The organism is Corynebacterium striatum, assembly GCF_016728105.1.
In the GTDB taxonomy this organism is placed as follows: Bacteria; Actinomycetota; Actinomycetes; order Mycobacteriales; family Mycobacteriaceae; genus Corynebacterium; species Corynebacterium striatum.
Genome location: NZ_CP068158.1, coordinates 2,402,782 through 2,418,724, shown reverse-complemented (window position 1 = coordinate 2,418,724; position 15,943 = coordinate 2,402,782). Strand labels below are relative to the sequence as shown.

14 protein-coding genes are annotated in these 15,943 nt (G+C 59.2%); 3 read left to right on the top strand and 11 right to left on the bottom strand.

What is annotated here, in order from left to right; genetic code table 11:
* Positions 1 to 24 precede the first annotated feature (24 nt).
* The 5 genes from I6I72_RS11325 to thrC form a co-directional block, all read right to left on the bottom strand.
* On the bottom strand, positions 25 to 1,659 hold the full coding sequence (locus I6I72_RS11325) for a CTP synthase (RefSeq protein ID WP_049062571.1): 1,635 nt from the start codon (positions 1,657 to 1,659) through the stop codon (positions 25 to 27).
* A gap of 194 nt (positions 1,660 to 1,853) precedes the next feature.
* Entirely contained in the window at positions 1,854 to 2,384 is a 531-nt protein-coding gene (locus tag I6I72_RS11320; RefSeq protein WP_049062570.1) for an NUDIX hydrolase, read from the bottom strand.
* Positions 2,385 to 2,431: 47 nt separating this feature from the next.
* A complete protein-coding gene (locus tag I6I72_RS11315; protein ID WP_236081506.1) occupies positions 2,432 to 3,313 on the bottom strand; it encodes a trypsin-like serine protease in 882 nt (293 codons plus the stop codon).
* Between the two features lie 28 nt (positions 3,314 to 3,341).
* The gene (locus I6I72_RS11310; protein ID WP_165033296.1) at positions 3,342 to 3,509 is read right to left on the bottom strand and encodes a hypothetical protein; all 168 of its coding nucleotides are present in this window, start codon (positions 3,507 to 3,509) and stop codon (positions 3,342 to 3,344) included.
* Between the two features lie 9 nt (positions 3,510 to 3,518).
* Positions 3,519 to 4,967, bottom strand: a complete 1,449-nt coding sequence (thrC, locus tag I6I72_RS11305; RefSeq protein WP_034656791.1) for a threonine synthase — start codon at positions 4,965 to 4,967, stop codon at positions 3,519 to 3,521.
* Between the two features lie 38 nt (positions 4,968 to 5,005).
* Between thrC and I6I72_RS11300 the strand changes: the two genes are divergently transcribed.
* Positions 5,006 to 6,307, top strand: coding sequence for an MFS transporter (locus I6I72_RS11300; RefSeq protein ID WP_201806894.1), 1,302 nt, complete (start codon positions 5,006 to 5,008; stop codon positions 6,305 to 6,307).
* Here I6I72_RS11300 and I6I72_RS11295 read toward each other — a convergent pair.
* The 6 genes from I6I72_RS11295 to I6I72_RS11270 all read right to left on the bottom strand — a co-directional run bounded on the left by I6I72_RS11295 (position 6,304) and on the right by I6I72_RS11270 (position 12,802).
* On the bottom strand, positions 6,304 to 7,023 hold the full coding sequence (locus tag I6I72_RS11295; RefSeq protein ID WP_049062568.1) for an AAA family ATPase: 720 nt from the start codon (positions 7,021 to 7,023) through the stop codon (positions 6,304 to 6,306). The two genes, I6I72_RS11300 and I6I72_RS11295, sit on opposite strands and share 4 nt — an antisense overlap.
* Before the next feature lie 51 nt (positions 7,024 to 7,074).
* On the bottom strand, positions 7,075 to 7,284 hold the full coding sequence (locus I6I72_RS11290) for a hypothetical protein (protein ID WP_049062567.1): 210 nt from the start codon (positions 7,282 to 7,284) through the stop codon (positions 7,075 to 7,077).
* Between the two features lie 171 nt (positions 7,285 to 7,455).
* Positions 7,456 to 7,896, bottom strand: a complete 441-nt coding sequence (locus I6I72_RS11285) for a hypothetical protein (protein WP_049062566.1) — start codon at positions 7,894 to 7,896, stop codon at positions 7,456 to 7,458.
* 21 nt (positions 7,897 to 7,917) lie between these two features.
* Positions 7,918 to 8,235 carry a hypothetical protein gene (locus tag I6I72_RS11280; protein ID WP_005528589.1) on the bottom strand — a complete coding sequence of 106 codons (318 nt, stop codon included), beginning with the start codon at positions 8,233 to 8,235 and terminating at the stop codon, positions 7,918 to 7,920.
* A gap of 112 nt (positions 8,236 to 8,347) precedes the next feature.
* The gene (locus I6I72_RS11275) at positions 8,348 to 11,446 is read right to left on the bottom strand and encodes a bifunctional [glutamine synthetase] adenylyltransferase/[glutamine synthetase]-adenylyl-L-tyrosine phosphorylase (RefSeq protein WP_201806892.1); all 3,099 of its coding nucleotides are present in this window, start codon (positions 11,444 to 11,446) and stop codon (positions 8,348 to 8,350) included.
* A gap of 24 nt (positions 11,447 to 11,470) precedes the next feature.
* On the bottom strand, positions 11,471 to 12,802 hold the full coding sequence (locus tag I6I72_RS11270; protein ID WP_005528586.1) for a glutamine synthetase family protein: 1,332 nt from the start codon (positions 12,800 to 12,802) through the stop codon (positions 11,471 to 11,473).
* A gap of 186 nt (positions 12,803 to 12,988) precedes the next feature.
* On the opposite strand from I6I72_RS11270, the gene I6I72_RS11265 reads away from it, so the two are divergent.
* A complete protein-coding gene (locus I6I72_RS11265) occupies positions 12,989 to 14,086 on the top strand; it encodes a DUF2786 domain-containing protein (protein ID WP_049062564.1) in 1,098 nt (365 codons plus the stop codon).
* 92 nt (positions 14,087 to 14,178) lie between these two features.
* On the top strand, positions 14,179 to 15,879 hold the full coding sequence (locus tag I6I72_RS11260; RefSeq protein ID WP_005528582.1) for a CYTH and CHAD domain-containing protein: 1,701 nt from the start codon (positions 14,179 to 14,181) through the stop codon (positions 15,877 to 15,879).
* Positions 15,880 to 15,943 lie beyond the last annotated feature (64 nt).

Below are 15,943 nucleotides of genomic sequence, written 5' to 3'. Positions count from 1 at the left end.
CGCTGAGCGCACTTTCGGCTGTTTTTAGCTCAGCGCAGCAGCAACCAGCCCGTTAAACAGCGGGTGCGGACGCGTCGGGCGCGACTTGTACTCCGGGTGCGCCTGGGTAGCCACCATGAATGGGTGCTCAGGGTACTCAACAAACTCCACCAGCTTTCCATCGGGCGAAGTGCCGGAGAATACGAGGCCGGAGCCCTCAGTAATCTGCTCGCGGTAGGCGTTGTTGACCTCGTAGCGGTGGCGGTGACGCTCAGAGACCTCGGTGGCTCCATAGGCCGCAGCCACAACGGAGCCTTCCTGCAACGTCGCCGGGTATGCGCCCAAGCGCATGGTGCCACCCAAATCGGCTTCGCCGGCTACTGCCGCCTGCTGCTCCTCCATCGTCGCAATAACCGGCGATGGCGTATTCGGGTCGAACTCCGTCGAGGACGCATCCGAAATACCCGCCCGTCGCGCCGCCTCAAGCACCGTGCACTGCAGCCCCAAACACAAGCCCAGGAACGGAACCTTCTTCTCACGGGCATAAGACACCGCCGCAATCTTGCCCTCAATCCCGCGCACGCCAAATCCGCCCGGCACCACAATCGCATCGAGCTCGCCCAGCTGGCCGGCTGCGTCGGTCTCGCAGTCATCTGAGGTAATCCACTTAATGTTTGCCTTCGCATGGTGGGCAAATGCGGCGTGGCGGATAGCCTCCGCCACCGACAGATACGCATCCTGCAGGTCAATGTACTTGCCTACGATGCCCACGGTGACCTCGCGCTGCGGGTTGTGCACGCGATCGAGCAGATCGCCCCACTGCGTCCAATCCACATCACGGAATGGCAGCCCCAGCTTGCGAATCACAAAGGTATCCAGGTGCTCCCTGTAGAGCACCTCCGGAATGTCATAAATGGACGGCGAGTCTGGGCAGGACACTACGCCTTCCTCGTCTACGTCGGTCATCAGCGCGATCTTGTGCTTCAGGCCATCTGGCACCACGCGGTCGCAGCGCAGCACCACCGCATCCGGCACAATGCCGATGGAGCGCAGCTCAGCCACCGAGTGCTGGGTCGGCTTAGTCTTCAGCTCCCCCGACGTGCCCAGGTACGGCACCAGCGAGCAGTGAATGAAGAAGATGTTCTCGCGTCCTACCGCGTGGCGCACCTGGCGGGCGGCTTCGAGGAAGGGCTGAGATTCGATGTCGCCGACCGTGCCACCGATTTCAGAAATAACCACGTCCGGCACGTTGCCCTCAGCATCCGGTTCGGCCATGGCTAACACACGGTCCTTGATTTCATCCGTGATATGCGGGATGACCTGCACGGTCTTGCCCAAGTATTCACCGCGGCGCTCCTTGGCGATCACCGAGGAGTACACCTTGCCCGTGGTCACGTTGGCGTTCTTGGTCAGGTTGCGGTCGAGGAAACGCTCATAGTGGCCGAGGTCGAGGTCGGTCTCAGCGCCGTCCTCCGTAACGAAGACCTCGCCATGCTCAAACGGATTCATCGTTCCTGGATCTACGTTGAGGTATGGGTCGAGCTTCTGCATGGTCACGGAGAGCCCGCGGGCGATGAGCAGTTGACCCAGCGACGCCGCCGTCAGGCCCTTACCCAGGGAGGACACGACGCCTCCGGTGACAAAAATGAACTTGGTCTGCTGACTGGAGCGCGATGGCATGATATGCGCCTTTCGGGAGTTTTGACTGCGAATGCGGCAGGCAATGCGCAACGTTATGACCCCACGATCAAAAAAATCCGCGGGCGCCTCACGCGGCGACCTACGGATCTTCAGGCTATCACCGAATCAGCCCAGAAAACAATCAGACGACAGATATGCAGCTAGGAGGGCATTTTTCACTGCGGCAGGAAACGCTAATTTCGCTTCACAAATCCCATACGCGGGCGGAAGCCCTGCGGGTGCTTCATTTGGGCAACTGCATCACCGATGATCATGCGATTGCGCGCGCTTAGCGACGCCGGCATCTGCGCCACCGAGAACCACTGCGCCGCCAAGTTTTCCTCGTCAGAGACAACCGGCTCCGCCCCATCCGGAACACTCAAACGCAGGGCGGTGGACATGAACATGCACTCGTCGCCATTGCCGTAAACAACCGGCCCAACCTGACCTACTCCGAGCAGCGCCTCAGCCTTCGCATCGAGGCCAATTTCCTCTTTGACCTCGCGAATCGCTGTGGTGGTGATTTCCTCTCCCGGCTCGCAGATGCCTTCCACCGGCGCCCACGTCTCATTGTCCGCGCGCTGCACGAGAAGCACCGACGGCACTTCCCACAGCGCAGCGTTCATGGGCACGTCACGAATGATGACCGCCGTGCAAGCCGGCAGGAAGAGTTGGTCGTGGCCAATTTTTTCACGCAATGTGAGGATGTAGTCAGGAGTCGCCATAGCATCTACTCTATCCCGCCTCATTCTTTGTGGTTTATCCACAAGGTCTACTGAGCCTGGGCCACTTCGCTGCCAAGTACCTGCGGGATGAGTTTAAAGATGTCCGCGGCCGGGGTAAAGGACAGTTCCATGTCTGGATGGTCGGAACAATCATGGTTTTCCTGGATTTGCTTGGTCGTGCCAGAGACCACTCCGATAACAGCGTTGCCCCCTGGCAGCGATGCGTATATGGGTCCTCCCGAATCCCCTTGCGTACCGCAGATTCGGGCACGCGCGGCGGTGGTCTCAAGGCGAGTATCCCCTGCGTTGAGCCCACTCTTTTCCGGCCCATGGGTCAGCTCCCCGCAAGTCTCCCCAGTGATGCGCCCTAGCTTGCACAACTGCTGCGGCAATTCCTCAGTAGTGGCAAGATTCGCCTCCATATACTTCGGCGTGTAGTAGCCTACGTCGCCATGCAGCTCGATGAACGCCACGTCTAGGCCGTGCCCATCCTCAGCAAAAAGATCGGAGTAGACCACCTCACCAACAGGTTCGGCTGGATAAGTAAACGTGCGATGAGCGTTGCCAGCCCATACTCGGTCCCCGACCTGGCCACAGTGTGACGCCGTGACCGCGAAGGTACGGCCATCTTCCAGAGTGAAAGACCACGCGGCGGTACACATCTGGAAATCAAAGTACTCACCTGGTTGTGGATCTTGGGAGGAGATATCAAGAGCCGTACCAGGCGGCATCGGCGATACCGCCGGTTTGATCGTTCCAGGGTTAGAAGCGCTGAGTCTATCCGGGGCAGTACTTGCGAGAGGGGTAGCCGCTGCCGCATCTTCTGGTGGGGATGAAGCGGTGAGGGCATTCGCGGCGTCGCCAAGCGCGTGCTGCAGAGTCTCCACAGGAATGAGCGAACAGCCGCCGAGACCAATTGCGAGCGCCACGGCGGCTAGTGGCGTGAAAAAGCGCGGTCTAAACCGCTGCATCACCATCGGTGTTCTTTCCCGGGGTCTCGCCCGTCTTGTTTTCCTTTTCCCTGTTTTCCTTTTCCATCTCGGCCATCTGCTTCATGTCGCGAATGAACTTCTCTGGGTCAAACTCGGTGAAGTATTCCGGGCCGGAGAATTGCTCTTGTGCCATGTCTTCTTCCTACTTGACGTCGGTGTTCGCGATGGAGGTGCGGATGAAGTCCTGCACCGCCGCCGCGTCGTTGGGCAGATCCGTGACGTGGCGGTCTGCGTCCATGATGCCAGCGAAACGCTCCGGAGTGGCAGGCTCGGTGCCGATCGCCTCGACAATGGTCTCGGAGAACTTGACCGGAAGGGCCGTCTCCAAGCAGATGATCGGGGTGGTGATGTTGGTCTCTTGCTGAGCGTCACGCGCGACCTTAATGCCGTCCGCGGTGTGCGGATCCACCAGATAGTTGTACGTGTCGTTGACGTCCTTAATGGTGGCCAGGCGGTCGGCGTGGGTGGAGCTGCCGGAGACGAAGCCGTACTGCTCACGGGCCTTTTCCAGCTCCTCTTTACTCAGCACGAAGCCGCCCTCTTTGAGCTTGGGACCAAAGAGCTCCGCGGTGCGCTCCGCGTCGCGGCCCACGAGGTCGAAGATGAAGCGCTCGAAGTTCGATGCGCGGGAGATATCCATCGATGGCGAGGAGGTCTTGTAGGTCTCAGCCGAGGGGCGCGGGCGGTAGTTGCCAGTGCGGAAAAATTCATCGAGAACGTCGTTCTCGTTGGTGGCCACGATGAGTTTGTCGATGGGAAGCCCCATCGAACGTGCGATATGGCCTGCGCAGATGTCGCCGAAGTTGCCGGTAGGAACGCTGAAGGAGACCTTCTGCTCATTGTCCGTGGTGATCTTAAGGTAGCAGTTGATGTAGTAGACAACCTGCGCCATTAGACGTGCCCAGTTGATGGAGTTGACCGCACCGATGCGGTACTCCTTCTTGAAAGCGGCGTCGTTTGAGGTGGCCTTGACCACGTCCTGGCAGTCGTCGAAGACGCCGTCGAGGGCAATGTTGAAGATGTTCGGGTCATCCAAGCCGAACATCTGAGCCTGCTGGAACGGGGTCATGCGCCCGGCTGGGGTGAGCATGAAGACGCGAATGCCCTTGCGGCCGCGCATGGCGTACTCGGCGGAGGAGCCGGTATCGCCGGAGGTGGCGCCCAGGATGTTCAGGGTCTCATCACGGCGCGCGAGTTCGTACTCGAAGAGCTCGCCGAGCAGCTGCATGGCCATGTCCTTGAAGGCAGCGGTGGGGCCTTCGGAGAGGTGGCCCACGAAGAGGCCGTCGCCCAGCTCAGTCACGGGGACAATTTCCTCGCTGCTGAACTTCGGATAGGTGTACGCGCGCTTGGCGATGCCCTCGAGATCATCAGTGGGTATATCATCCACGAAGAGCTTGAGCACCTCCGCGGCCAAGGCCGCATACCCCTGTTCGGCAAGCAGCTGGCGCCACTCGTTAAGCACGGCACCGGAAAGCTGCGGATAGGATTCCGGCAGGTAAAGACCTCCATCAGGGGCTAGGCCTCCGAGGAGGATATCCGTAAAGGAGGCGGGCTGGCGGGCTGCATCACGCGTAGAAATGAACTTCACCCCCTGCATCTTAGTAGGGCGGGCGTAAAGTATCAGCCATGTCTGCGCCAAATCCACGGGAAGTTGTGACCACCAAGGCCTTATCCATTTGGGTTGCCGCGATGCTTGTCTACATCGTGGCGATTATCGGGCGTACCTCTTTTGGTGTGGCGGGGCTGGAAGCGATGGCGCGTTTCGACGTCGATGCCTCTCGCATTGCGGTCTTCACCTCGGTGCAGTTGGGCATCTATGCGTTTGCACAGATTCCTACGGGTGTGCTCATTGATAAGTATGGCCCTCGCAAACTGCTCGTTATTGGCGCTGTCATCATGGGCGTGGGACAGGTAGCACTGGGCTTAACCACAAATTATTGGATGGCTATTGCCGCTCGGCTTTTGATTGGTGCGGGCGACGCCACAGCTTTCTTATCCGTGATGCGCATCCTGCCATATTGGTTCCCCTTGCACCGCACGCCAATGTTTACCCAGGTGACCTCATCGTTGGGTCAGCTCGGCCAGTTCGTCTCCGCTATTCCTTTCGCTGCGCTTTTGGGGTGGACCGGATGGACCACAGCCTTTGTAGCTTTGGGTGCGGCGGGCATCCTCATCGCATTAGCTGCGGCGGTTGCCGTAGCAGACACGCCTGAATCTTTAGGCATCATCGAAACTCCCGCCGAGCAGCCCAATTCGCAGGCGCATTCCTTGGCCGCCAGCCTGGCCATGGTGCTGCGTTCCCCCGTTGCATGGCAAGGATTTTTCATCCACTTCTGTGGCCTTTTGGGTGCGACTGTATTTGTCATGTTGTGGGGAATGCCGTTCATGACGGAGGGACTAGGAATCTCCAAGGTGCAGGCCGGAACGGTGCTGACCTTTTATACGATCTGCATGATTGCGTTAGGGCCAATTCACGGCAAGATTTCCTCGCGCGCACAGGGTTTCCGCGACTGGATGGCACTGTTTTTCACGACACTCAACATAATGTCGTGGACGGCTTTCTTCCTCTGGGGCAACAGCTTCTTCAGCCTTTTCATCCTCATGGTGGCTATTTCCTTGTGCTCGCCGTGCTCGATCTATGGCTTCGACATCGTGCGCGAGAACATGGAACGCAGCGTGGTGGCCACGGCAACAGGCTTGGCCAACATGGGTGGATTCATCTCTTCGATGGTGGCAGCGCAAATTTTTGGCATGGTGCTCGATAGCCGTGGCCACGCGCCGCACTACGAACTGGGCGACTTCCACGCGGCCGCTGTAACTTCCCTCATCATTTGGCTTGCGGGCATGCTCGGCATAGTTGTCACGCACTTCCTGCGCAAGCGCGGCGGCGGCTACCGCCCAAAGGTGACCGTGGTCAGCGTTTCCTAGTTGATGAGGAAGTTAATGGTCTCCTCGGGGGCGTCGAGAAGCTCCCGCGTGGCGACCACGGGCTCGGCTTGGTCGAAGGGAATTTTTTCGAAGCCGGACTCCCCTAGCTCGACGATGTCGGCGCCTGGCGCGGCCAGCAGAATCGGTGAGTGCGTTGCGATGATGAACTGCGCACCACGCTGCGCTGCTTGGTGAATCTCGGCGATGAGTGCCATCTGTCGAATCACTGACAGTCCGGCTTCGGGTTCGTCAAGGATATAAAGGCCACGTCCATCGACGTATTCGCCGAGAACGTCAAAGACGGACTCGCCATGAGAGCGGCTGAGAAGATCGACGTCGATGGGCAGGTGGCTGCGGCCGCCACGCTCCTTTGGTTGATTCGCGGCCTTGAGCACTGATTCGTGGGTCTCGGCGCGCAAGAAATAACCGCGGTGGAGGTTGCCGTTAAGGGAGCACTTCAACACGCGTGCCAGACCGCGCAGTGGCGCGCGCTCGCGGTCTGGGTCGTCGTACCGTCCGCCCAAGGGCGAGAAACGCAGTGCCACAGCGATCGCTTCTAAAAGCGTGGACTTACCCGCGCCATTCTCCCCCACCAAGCAGGTCACCGGCGCTGTGAACTCGAAGTAGGGCAGGTCGATGAGGTATTGCACGCTGGGCAGCTCCAGCAGATAGTCTTCGAAAGGAGGCTCGGAAATGCTAATCGATTGCAGCAGCATAGCCCCTACTATATTTGCTGACGGTATGCGCGGCGCGTTGATACCGAGCAGCTAATGCGACTTATCTTCTACACCTCGCAACGCCGCGCCCAGGTTTTCGCCCGGACGGTGCGCACTTGGGTCTTTGCTCGTGGGGATTTCCACGCTGGATTCAAGCGGCATCGCATTGACCGCATAAGAAATACCGAATCCGCCGCTAATGGGGATGGCAATCGCTAAGCCAATGCCACCGATTGTGCCGAGTTTTTCGCGCCAAGTCATGTTCCTCCTCCACACGAAGTGCGTTATGCATTCGTTACCTTTATGACCTTTATGACATTGAGGTTAAGGTCCTGGGCTGGAGAAAACTTCGAGCCGCCCTGCACGGCGACTGTGTATTGATGGGAAGTCTTACAGGTAGAGGTTGCCAGGTGGAGGTCTAGAGCCCAACGATCAGCGGAACCATTGAGCCGGTGAGCTTTCCGCAACGATGGTGTCCACGGCGGGGTTGATGAGGCCTGCGTCAAAAGCGGCAAGCACTGCCTCAGCCTCAGTGCGATTGAGGGTGCCCTGCTCTTGGGCCTTTTTGAGAATCTGCACCATCGTCAAACGCGCTTCAGTACGATTCGAAGCAGACTCGAATATTTCCCGGGGCATCGACTCAATAGGAATTCCCAGCGCTTCCGCAAGGGAATACATCCGGTCCTCATCATCTACGTTGGTGGGAGAATAAGGATTCTCGATCTGCAGCACACCACCGGCGATTGCCTCTTCTACCGTCTGGGCATTCGCTGGCGGGTGATGGCGCGTCGTGGCGAACCACCCAACCGCTACGGCGATGACTGACATAGTAATGACAAGCGCCCAGACTGCGGCAATCTTGTTTTTCTGCACGGTGATGAGTCTACTTCCCTGTTAAATACTCGGACCAAAGGTACCAAAAGAGCTGCCTCCGCGTGGCGGGTCGAGTCGCTCAGAGAGAATATCGATAATGGAACGGATAGCGTTATCGCCCAGTGGCCGCTCAACGCTATGCCGCGGATGCGCGGTGGCCTGTGGGTTTTCCGCTTGCGGCTTTTCGGCGCGCGGGGAGGACACATCTACCCGCAGGTGGGTGCCGTCAAGGACCAGGTCGGCGTCGTCAGTAGCGCTCGCAGCACGCGCGGCGGCGAGGAATGCCTCAAGGTCAGCGAGGGTGGCGGTGGTGATGTCAAGGGACAGGTTCAAGGACATGGTGAGCTCCTTCTGGTGCGCTGGACAGTGTTTTCGCTTTCCAAGCCTAGGCACTACACGGCGCTACCGACAGGGCCCAGCGCACAATTCGGGGATAAATCAGGGTGAACCCTTAGCGCTCGTCGTGCTCGAAGGTTTCCGCTTCGCCCCAGAAGACCTCGTCGACTACCTTGCGGGCGTGGCGCGTTGTCTTGAGATAGACGTCCAAGAACTCCTGGTTTTCCTCCGGCGCCCATCCGGCAGCGCCCGCCACCTGGGCCAGCTGCGGGCCTGGAGTGGGTAGCTGATCCACGCGTTTGCCACGCACCAGCACAAGGGCGTTGCGGGCATCGGTGGCCATGAGCCATGCTTCGCGCAGTATCTGTGCCTGGTGCGCAGGGACAAGCTCATGCTTTTCGACGGCGTCCAGAACCCGCAGCGTCGAGGGATCATGCAGGTCCTCGAATTCGTGGGCATGCATCATCGTGAGCAACTGCACGGTCCACTCGATATCTGTAAGCCCACCGCGCCCCAGCTTGGTGTGGGTATTGCGGTCCGCGCCACGTGGCAGGCGTTCGTTGTCCACGCGTGCTTTCATGCGGCGAATCTCGCGGATGGTTTTCTCGCTCACGCCGTCGGTTGGGTAGCGGAACTTGTCCACCATGGCGAGGAATTCGTCGCCGACACTGCGGTCACCGGCCACGAACGCAGCGCGCAGCAGCGCCTGCATCTCCCAGGCCTCGCCCCATTCGCGGTAGTAACGCTCATAAGAGGCGATGGTGCGCACGACGGCGCCGGAGCGCCCCTCTGGGCGCAGCCCCAGGTCGACATCGAGTGGCGGATCGCCGGAGGGCTTCGACAGGCGCCTGCGCAGCTTGTCGATGATCCCGATCGCCCACTTCACAGCCTCAGTTTCATCGTTTCCGGTGGCCGGCTCCGCAACGACTATCACGTCCGCGTCAGATCCGAATCCGAGTTCCATGCCGCCTAGGCGGCCCATGCCGATGACGGCGATGCGCGCGGGCGGGTTCTTCTCTCCTACCTCGTTGAGCCATACGCGAACCTCGGCGCGCAGGGCGGCTTCCAGAACGGCATTCCAAATCGTGGACAACTCATAACAAACCTGCTGCACAGGCATAAACCCCAGAAGGTCAGCTGCAGCGATGCGGGCTAGCTCCACGCGGCGCAGGGAACGCGCAACGCGCACGGCCTTGTCGGGGTCGGCGTGGCGCTTGGTGGAATTGACCAGAGACTTCGAGACTTGCTCGGGCTTGGTCTCCAGGAGCTTCGGGCCGGAGGCGCCGTCGGAGAGCTGCTTGACGACGTCGGGAGCGCTAATGATGAGATCCGCAGCAAACGGGGAGGTGCCCAGGATAATCATGAGCCTTTGGCCCACGATTCCCTCGTCACGCAGCATGCGCAGGAACCATTGGCGGTCATACGCAGCTTCAGAAAGCTTGCGGTAGTTAAGCAGGCCCATGTCCGGGTCAGCAGTCGAGGACAACCAGCCCATGAGCGTAGGCAGCAAGATAGCCTGGATCTTGGCCTTGCGGGTGGTGCCCGCAGCCAGGGAGGTCAGGTGCTCAAAAGCGCGGTCTGGGTAGGCGTAGCCAAGGGCGCCCAGCTGCAGCTTTGCTGCCTCTGGGGAAAGCTTGAGCTCGTCTGCAGACATGGCCACCACGGAGTTGAGCAGTGGGCGGTAGAACAAGCGCGAGTGTAGGTCTTGGATGCGCAAACGCGTTTCCTTCAGGTACTTGTTCATGCGCTCGGCAGCGGACTTATTGCCCTGCGGGTTGAAGCCGGCAATGATGGCCAGCCACTTGAGGGCGGCCGTGTCATCCGGCTCTGGCAGCACGTGGGTGCGGCGGAAACGCTCGAGTTGGAGGCGGTGCTCAAGCAAGCGCAGGAACTCGTAGGCGTCAATCAGCTGGTTGCCGTCTTCGCGTCCCACGTATCCGGCAGCGACCAATGCGGTAAGGGCATCAACGGTGGACAAGACGCGCAGCGTTTCGTCAGAGCGGCCGTGTACCAGCTGGAGCAGCTGGACAGCGAACTCGACGTCGCGCAGGCCGCCCTCGCCCAGCTTAAGCTCGCGCTGGCGCAGCTCCTTGGGCACGTTCTCCAGTACTCGGCGACGCATGGCTTGGACGTCTTCGACGAAGGAGTCGCGCTGCGATGCGGTCCAGACCATCGGGCCAATCTGGGCAAGGTACTCCTGCGCCAAAGGCAGGTAGCCGGTCTGCGGGCGAGCCTTGAGAAGGGCCTGGAACTCCCAGGTCTCGGCCCACCGCTTGTAGTAGGCAACGTGGGATTCGAGGGTGCGAACGAGCGCACCAGACTTGCCTTCGGGCCGCAGGTTCGCATCGACTTCGAAAAAGCATGCGGAGCCTACGCGATTGAATTCGGAGGCGACCCTGGTGATTTTCGGGGTGACGACGTCGCTGACAAAGATGACATCGACGTCCGAGATGTAGTTCAGTTCGCCCGCTCCGCACTTGCCCATCGCCATGATGGCCAGCTTGGCGTCGAGGGGGTCCTCGCCAAACACGGTGCGGACGGCGACGGCGAGCGCTGCGGTCAGGGCGGCGTCGGCAAGCGCAGTCAGCAAATGCGTAACTTCCTGAAACTTCACACGTGGCTGCGGATGCGCCTGGCCTTTGCGAGAGTAGAACGTACCGGCTACATCGTGTGCGGCGATGCGCATCATAAGCGTGCGATACGTGGATTTGAGGGCGACTTTGTGGTCCCCTTCCGCGGCCCGGTAGGTGCCCGCCGTACTGAGGTCGGAAGAGGCGGTATCCGGTGTGGATTCCGATTCCGAGCCAGTGGACTCTGCGGAGTCTTCTGACTGCTCGAACTCAGCCGGAGTAGCGCTGACGCAGCCCAGCATTTCCTGCAGCATCTCAGTGGGTGTGGGCAAGGGCTTTGCAAGCTCAGACCACAGGTGAGGATTGGCCGCCAGGTGGTCGCCAAATGCGGAGGAGGCGCCCAACAACGCCAGAGTGCGCACGCGCAATGCTTCGTCTGCGCGCAGCTCGGCATCAAGCTCAGGAGCTGCCTCGTAGATCCGGATCAGCGTATTGAGCGTAAGGTCTGGGTCTCCGGAGGCGGCCAAGGTCCACAGCAGATCAAGGGACTCTGGATTGTTCCATCCCAATTGCTCAAGATCTGCCAACGCGGTGGAACGCGTCAGGCCAAGGGTGGCTGGTGATGGAACGGCAATGGGGCGCATGAAATTCCTTGAAGGTTTCCCGTTTTAGTAGTTAAGGTTCAACTCGAAGTTAGTGATCTGCTGCTGGTAGGAGTGCCATTCGTCCCACTTGGCGCGCAGGAAGTACTCGAAGACATGCTCGCCCAAGACCTCTGCCATGAACTCCGACTTCTCGAACTCACGCAGCGCTTGGTCCAGGCTGACCGGCAGGTCACGGTAGCCCATTGCGCGGCGCTCTCGGCGAGTGAGCTGATGGACATCGTCCTCAGCGGGATCACCGAGCTCGTAGCCTTCTTTGATGCCACGCAAGCCGGCTGCCAAAAGCACCGCGTAGCCCAAATATGGGTTCATTGCCGAATCCAGGGAGCGGATCTCTACGCGGCGTGACTCCGCCTTCCCCAAACGGTAGGTAGGCACGCGCACCAGCGCGGAGCGGTTGGATACGCCCCAGGTTGCCGAGCCGGGCGCCTCGTTGCCGAACATCAGGCGCTTGTAGGAATTGGTCCACTGGTTGGTAACTGCCGTCATCTCCACGGAGTGCTCTAGGATGCCCGCGATGAACTGCTTGGCCGTGGTGGACAAGGAGAATTCATCGTCTGGATCATGGAATGCATTGTGCTCGCCCTCGAAAAGGCTCAAGTGCGTGTGCATGCCGGAGCCTGGCAAGTGTTCAAAAGGCTTCGGCATGAACGTGGCCTGGACTTTTTGGTCAGCAGCCACCTGTTTAATGACGTGGCGGAAGGTCATGATGTTATCGGCCATGGTCATCACGTCGGCATGGCGCAGATCGATCTCCTGCTGGCCCGGCGCGGTTTCGTGGTGGCTGAACTCGGTGGCGATGCTCATTGCCTCAAGCGCTGACATGGCGCGGCGGCGGAAGCTTGGCGCACGATCGTGGGTGGCTTGGTCAAAGTAGCCGCCGTTATCCGTCGCGATGAGATTGGTATTGTCTAGCGACTGTTCCAACAGGTAGAACTCAATTTCCGGTGCGGCCATGCAGGTAAAGCCCTCATTGGCGCTCTCAGTTACCTGGCGGCGCAGGATATGGCGCGGATCCACCATGGAAGGTTGGCCATCCGGCTGCGCGATATCGCAGAACATTCGCGCTGAGATAATGTCCGGATCATCCTGGTCGAAAGGCATGATCTGGAAGGTCGACGGATCTGGCAGCGCCAAAGTGTCCGACTCAGAAATACGAGAAAAGCCTTCAATTGATGAACCATCGAAGCCCACGCCCTCTTCAAAAGCAGACTCCAGCTCAGAAGGGCTCATGACCACGGACTTGAGTGCACCCAAAATGTCAGTGAACCACAGGCGAATGAAACGAATATCGCGTTCTTCGACCGTGCGCAGGACGAATTCATGTTGGCTGTTCATGTTCTAAACCTTACCTTCGAATCGAACGAGCGTTGTGCACTCTATCGGACACTTTTAGGGCACTTCTTTGCCCAGTTCAGCAAAGCATCGCGGGGGCGAAGAACGGGGGCGAAAGCATGCAGTGGTGTCCGTTCGCCGTGCTTTCCTATTGGCACATACGAACACACGTACTAAAGGGAGGAAAGTATGTACCGCTCACACAACCAGACCCAGGACCGCGCCCAGCAGGCACTAACTAACCAAGCAATAGACCTTGTAGTCGCCGCCGCGGGGAAAGGATGGTCACCCTACGACCTACTGCACGTATTAGGAACCGCAAGCCACCCCATCCTCTTCCGGGCGGCCCCACGCATCCCGGCACGCATTACTTCACCTGCGTTGAGAAAAGATTGGCTGATGTTAGCCCCTCCCAAGCGTGCATCAATTTCCGTTCCGAAGACAAAGCTGCGTGCGATAGTCGATCAACTGGCAAAGCTTCCCCTGCTCCGCGATACTGAGCTACTCGCTGGTGCGCCGGGCACGAAGTCTGCAGGTGGCGGCTCCAAGCAAGAAAAGATTCGGGAAAAGGTGGCCAATTTGCTGCGTAAAGCCGAGTCCACACCTTTCGAAGATGAGGCGGATGCGTTGATAGCCAAAGCCCAATCCTTGCAACAGCGCTATCGCATTGACGAGGTTTTGGACGCAGACCAGGTGGATTGCCTTGCCCGGCGCGTGTATATCCATACGCCGTATGTGAAGCATCAAGCCACTCTGCTCGGCGTCATTGCCCACCACAACGGGTGCGCCACGGTACTCGTGCATGGCAAAGGCCTAGCGAGCGTCATTGGATCCGCAACAGATACGGCACACGTAGCCCAGCTCTTTGATTCACTTAACCGCCAGTGTGACTGGTACATGCGCTCGGGCAACGGAGCCGCGGAAGCGCGACGTCGCGGCGACACCGCCGCATATCGGCGTAGCTTCTTACTGGCCTATGCCGCTCGCATTGGTGAGCTACTTGATGAAGCCAACTTCGAAGGTCTCGCAGACGCCGCTAATGAACACAGCGCAGAGAATGGAAACGATGCAGCCGGCCGTGAACTTGCGCGCCGCGCTATTCCGGCTCTATATGGCCGACAAGTCAAGTCTGAGGAAACACGCAATCGACTCTTTCCGCACCTTTCCTCAATGTCCTTATCAGCTTCTAGTTGGGCAGGCGTCAATGACGGCGTGAACGCGGCCGAAAAGTCCCATCTTTCAGGCGATTCGCGGGGATTAGATGGCCCCCGTGAGGTTGCTAGTTAATGGCTGCAAATGCAAACACATTTGCTCCGCGGGCCAGGTAGGCTACTGATAAGTAATCCAGATTATTAATACGTACTGACAAAGGTGTGTGCATGTCCACCAAGACTTTCCTCGAAGTCGAAGCAAAGTTCGCCGTTGCTGAGTCCATCCAGTTGCCAGAGCTGACTCGACTCAGCGGCGTCAATCACATCGCTGAAACCCGCAAACACGCACTTTCCGCCATCTACTACGACACTGAGGATCTGCGCCTGACCCACGCCAAGATCACTCTCCGTCGCCGCACTGGTGGAAACGATGATGGCTGGCACCTCAAGATTCCGGAGGCCAAGGGCCGCACCGAAATCCATGCGGAGCTAGGTGAGCCAGTTGATGGCCGCTACGAGGTCCCGGCTGAGCTCCTCCGCGAAGTTCGTTCCGTTGTTCGCAACCACGCTCTCGAGCCCATCGCCCAGGTCGACAACAACCGCACCGAGCTTGTCCTCGCGGATGCACAGGGCAAGGCTGTCGCGGAGTTCTGCGACGACCATGTCACGGCATTCTCTTTCCTTCCCGGCGGCGGCCAGCAGTCTTGGCGCGAGTGGGAAGTTGAACTCGCAGGTGATCTGCCAGGCACCAAGGATGGTTCCTGCTTCATCCGTGAGGCAACCTCCCTTCTCATCGGAGCTGGTGCTCGCGTATCGGCATCCCCGTCCAAGCTGAAGACTGCCCTGGGCGATTCCATCGACAGCGCTCCCCTTCCCCCAGCGTTAGCGAATTCCAACGTGGAACCAGACTCTGCGGCTGCGGCAGTGGTCACTGCTTTGAAGGCAAACCGCGACAAGCTTGTTGACTACGACCCACGCGTTCGCCGCAATGAGTGGGATTCCGTTCACCAGATGCGCGTTGCGACCCGCGAGTTGCGCAGCCACATTCAGACCTTCCACGGCATCGTTGTTGGTCCTGAGATTGAGCGCATCGAAGCGGAGTTGAAGCAGCTCGCCAGCATCCTCGGCGTGGCGCGTGACGCCGAGGTTGTTGAGGAACGTTGGCTCAACCTCCTCGCTTCCGAGGACTCCAACACGTTGGACGATGCAACGCGCGAGCACATCTCTCGTGACATGGGGACGGCCTTCCGCAGGGCACACCGCCACGTAGTTGCCGCACTGGATTCTGACCGCTACCTGGCGCTGCTCGATTCTCTCGACCAATTCTTGGCTAACCCACCAGTGGCTGAAGACTCCGAACTCGAGCTTTCTGAAGCTGACGACGCAGCTGTAATCTCGAGCGTCACCCCAGCCGAGCCAACTGCCGAATCCGCAGCCGAGGATTCCCAAAAGCCTTCGAAGAAGGATGAAGAGCCGCATGACATGGACACTGTCATGGCGCTGCACCTGAATGAGGCCTACAAGAAGCTGGTCAAGCGCCACGAGAAGGCAGTTAAGAACTGGGATAACCTAGAGCTGACTCTGCACGAGCGCGAGAACTACTTCCACGACATGCGCAAGGCTGCCAAGAAGCTGCGTTATGCCGCTGAGGCCGCTGGTTCTGCAACTAACTTGAAGACCAAGAACCTGTACAAGGCTTGCAAGGACATGCAATCTGTCTTGGGCGACTTCCAGGATTCAGTGACTTCGCGTGACAAGCTGCTTGAGCTGGCCAATACCGCTCGTCGCCGTGGCGAAGACACCTTTGGCTACGGTCTGCTCTACCAGCGTGAGCGCGCGATTGGCTTGGAAGCACTCGATGACTACGCGGAGTCTTTCAAGGCTATCAAGTCCGCATTCAAGCCTTTGAGCAAAAAGCTGAAGAAGTAGGCCTAAGCATGGGTGTTTGCTGACAAGGCAAACGAAAACGGCGCCGCTTCCTACATGGTGATGT

Excerpts from the sequence above, each read along its gene's own strand:
- I6I72_RS11325 (WP_049062571.1), bottom strand. The coding sequence starts at position 1,659 with ATGCCATCGCGCTCCAGTCAGCAGACCAAGTTCATTTTTGTCACCGGA.
- I6I72_RS11320 (WP_049062570.1), bottom strand. The coding sequence starts at position 2,384 with ATGGCGACTCCTGACTACATCCTCACATTGCGTGAAAAAATTGGCCAC.
- I6I72_RS11310 (WP_165033296.1), bottom strand. The coding sequence starts at position 3,509 with ATGGCACAAGAGCAATTCTCCGGCCCGGAATACTTCACCGAGTTTGAC.
- I6I72_RS11300 (WP_201806894.1), top strand. The coding sequence starts at position 5,006 with ATGTCTGCGCCAAATCCACGGGAAGTTGTGACCACCAAGGCCTTATCC.
- I6I72_RS11295 (WP_049062568.1), bottom strand. The coding sequence starts at position 7,023 with ATGCTGCTGCAATCGATTAGCATTTCCGAGCCTCCTTTCGAAGACTAT.
- I6I72_RS11290 (WP_049062567.1), bottom strand. The coding sequence starts at position 7,284 with ATGACTTGGCGCGAAAAACTCGGCACAATCGGTGGCATTGGCTTAGCG.
- I6I72_RS11280 (WP_005528589.1), bottom strand. The coding sequence starts at position 8,235 with ATGTCCTTGAACCTGTCCCTTGACATCACCACCGCCACCCTCGCTGAC.
- I6I72_RS11275 (WP_201806892.1), bottom strand. The coding sequence starts at position 11,446 with ATGCGCCCCATTGCCGTTCCATCACCAGCCACCCTTGGCCTGACGCGT.
- I6I72_RS11270 (WP_005528586.1), bottom strand. The coding sequence starts at position 12,802 with ATGAACAGCCAACATGAATTCGTCCTGCGCACGGTCGAAGAACGCGAT.
- I6I72_RS11265 (WP_049062564.1), top strand. The coding sequence starts at position 12,989 with ATGTACCGCTCACACAACCAGACCCAGGACCGCGCCCAGCAGGCACTA.
- I6I72_RS11260 (WP_005528582.1), top strand. The coding sequence starts at position 14,179 with ATGTCCACCAAGACTTTCCTCGAAGTCGAAGCAAAGTTCGCCGTTGCT.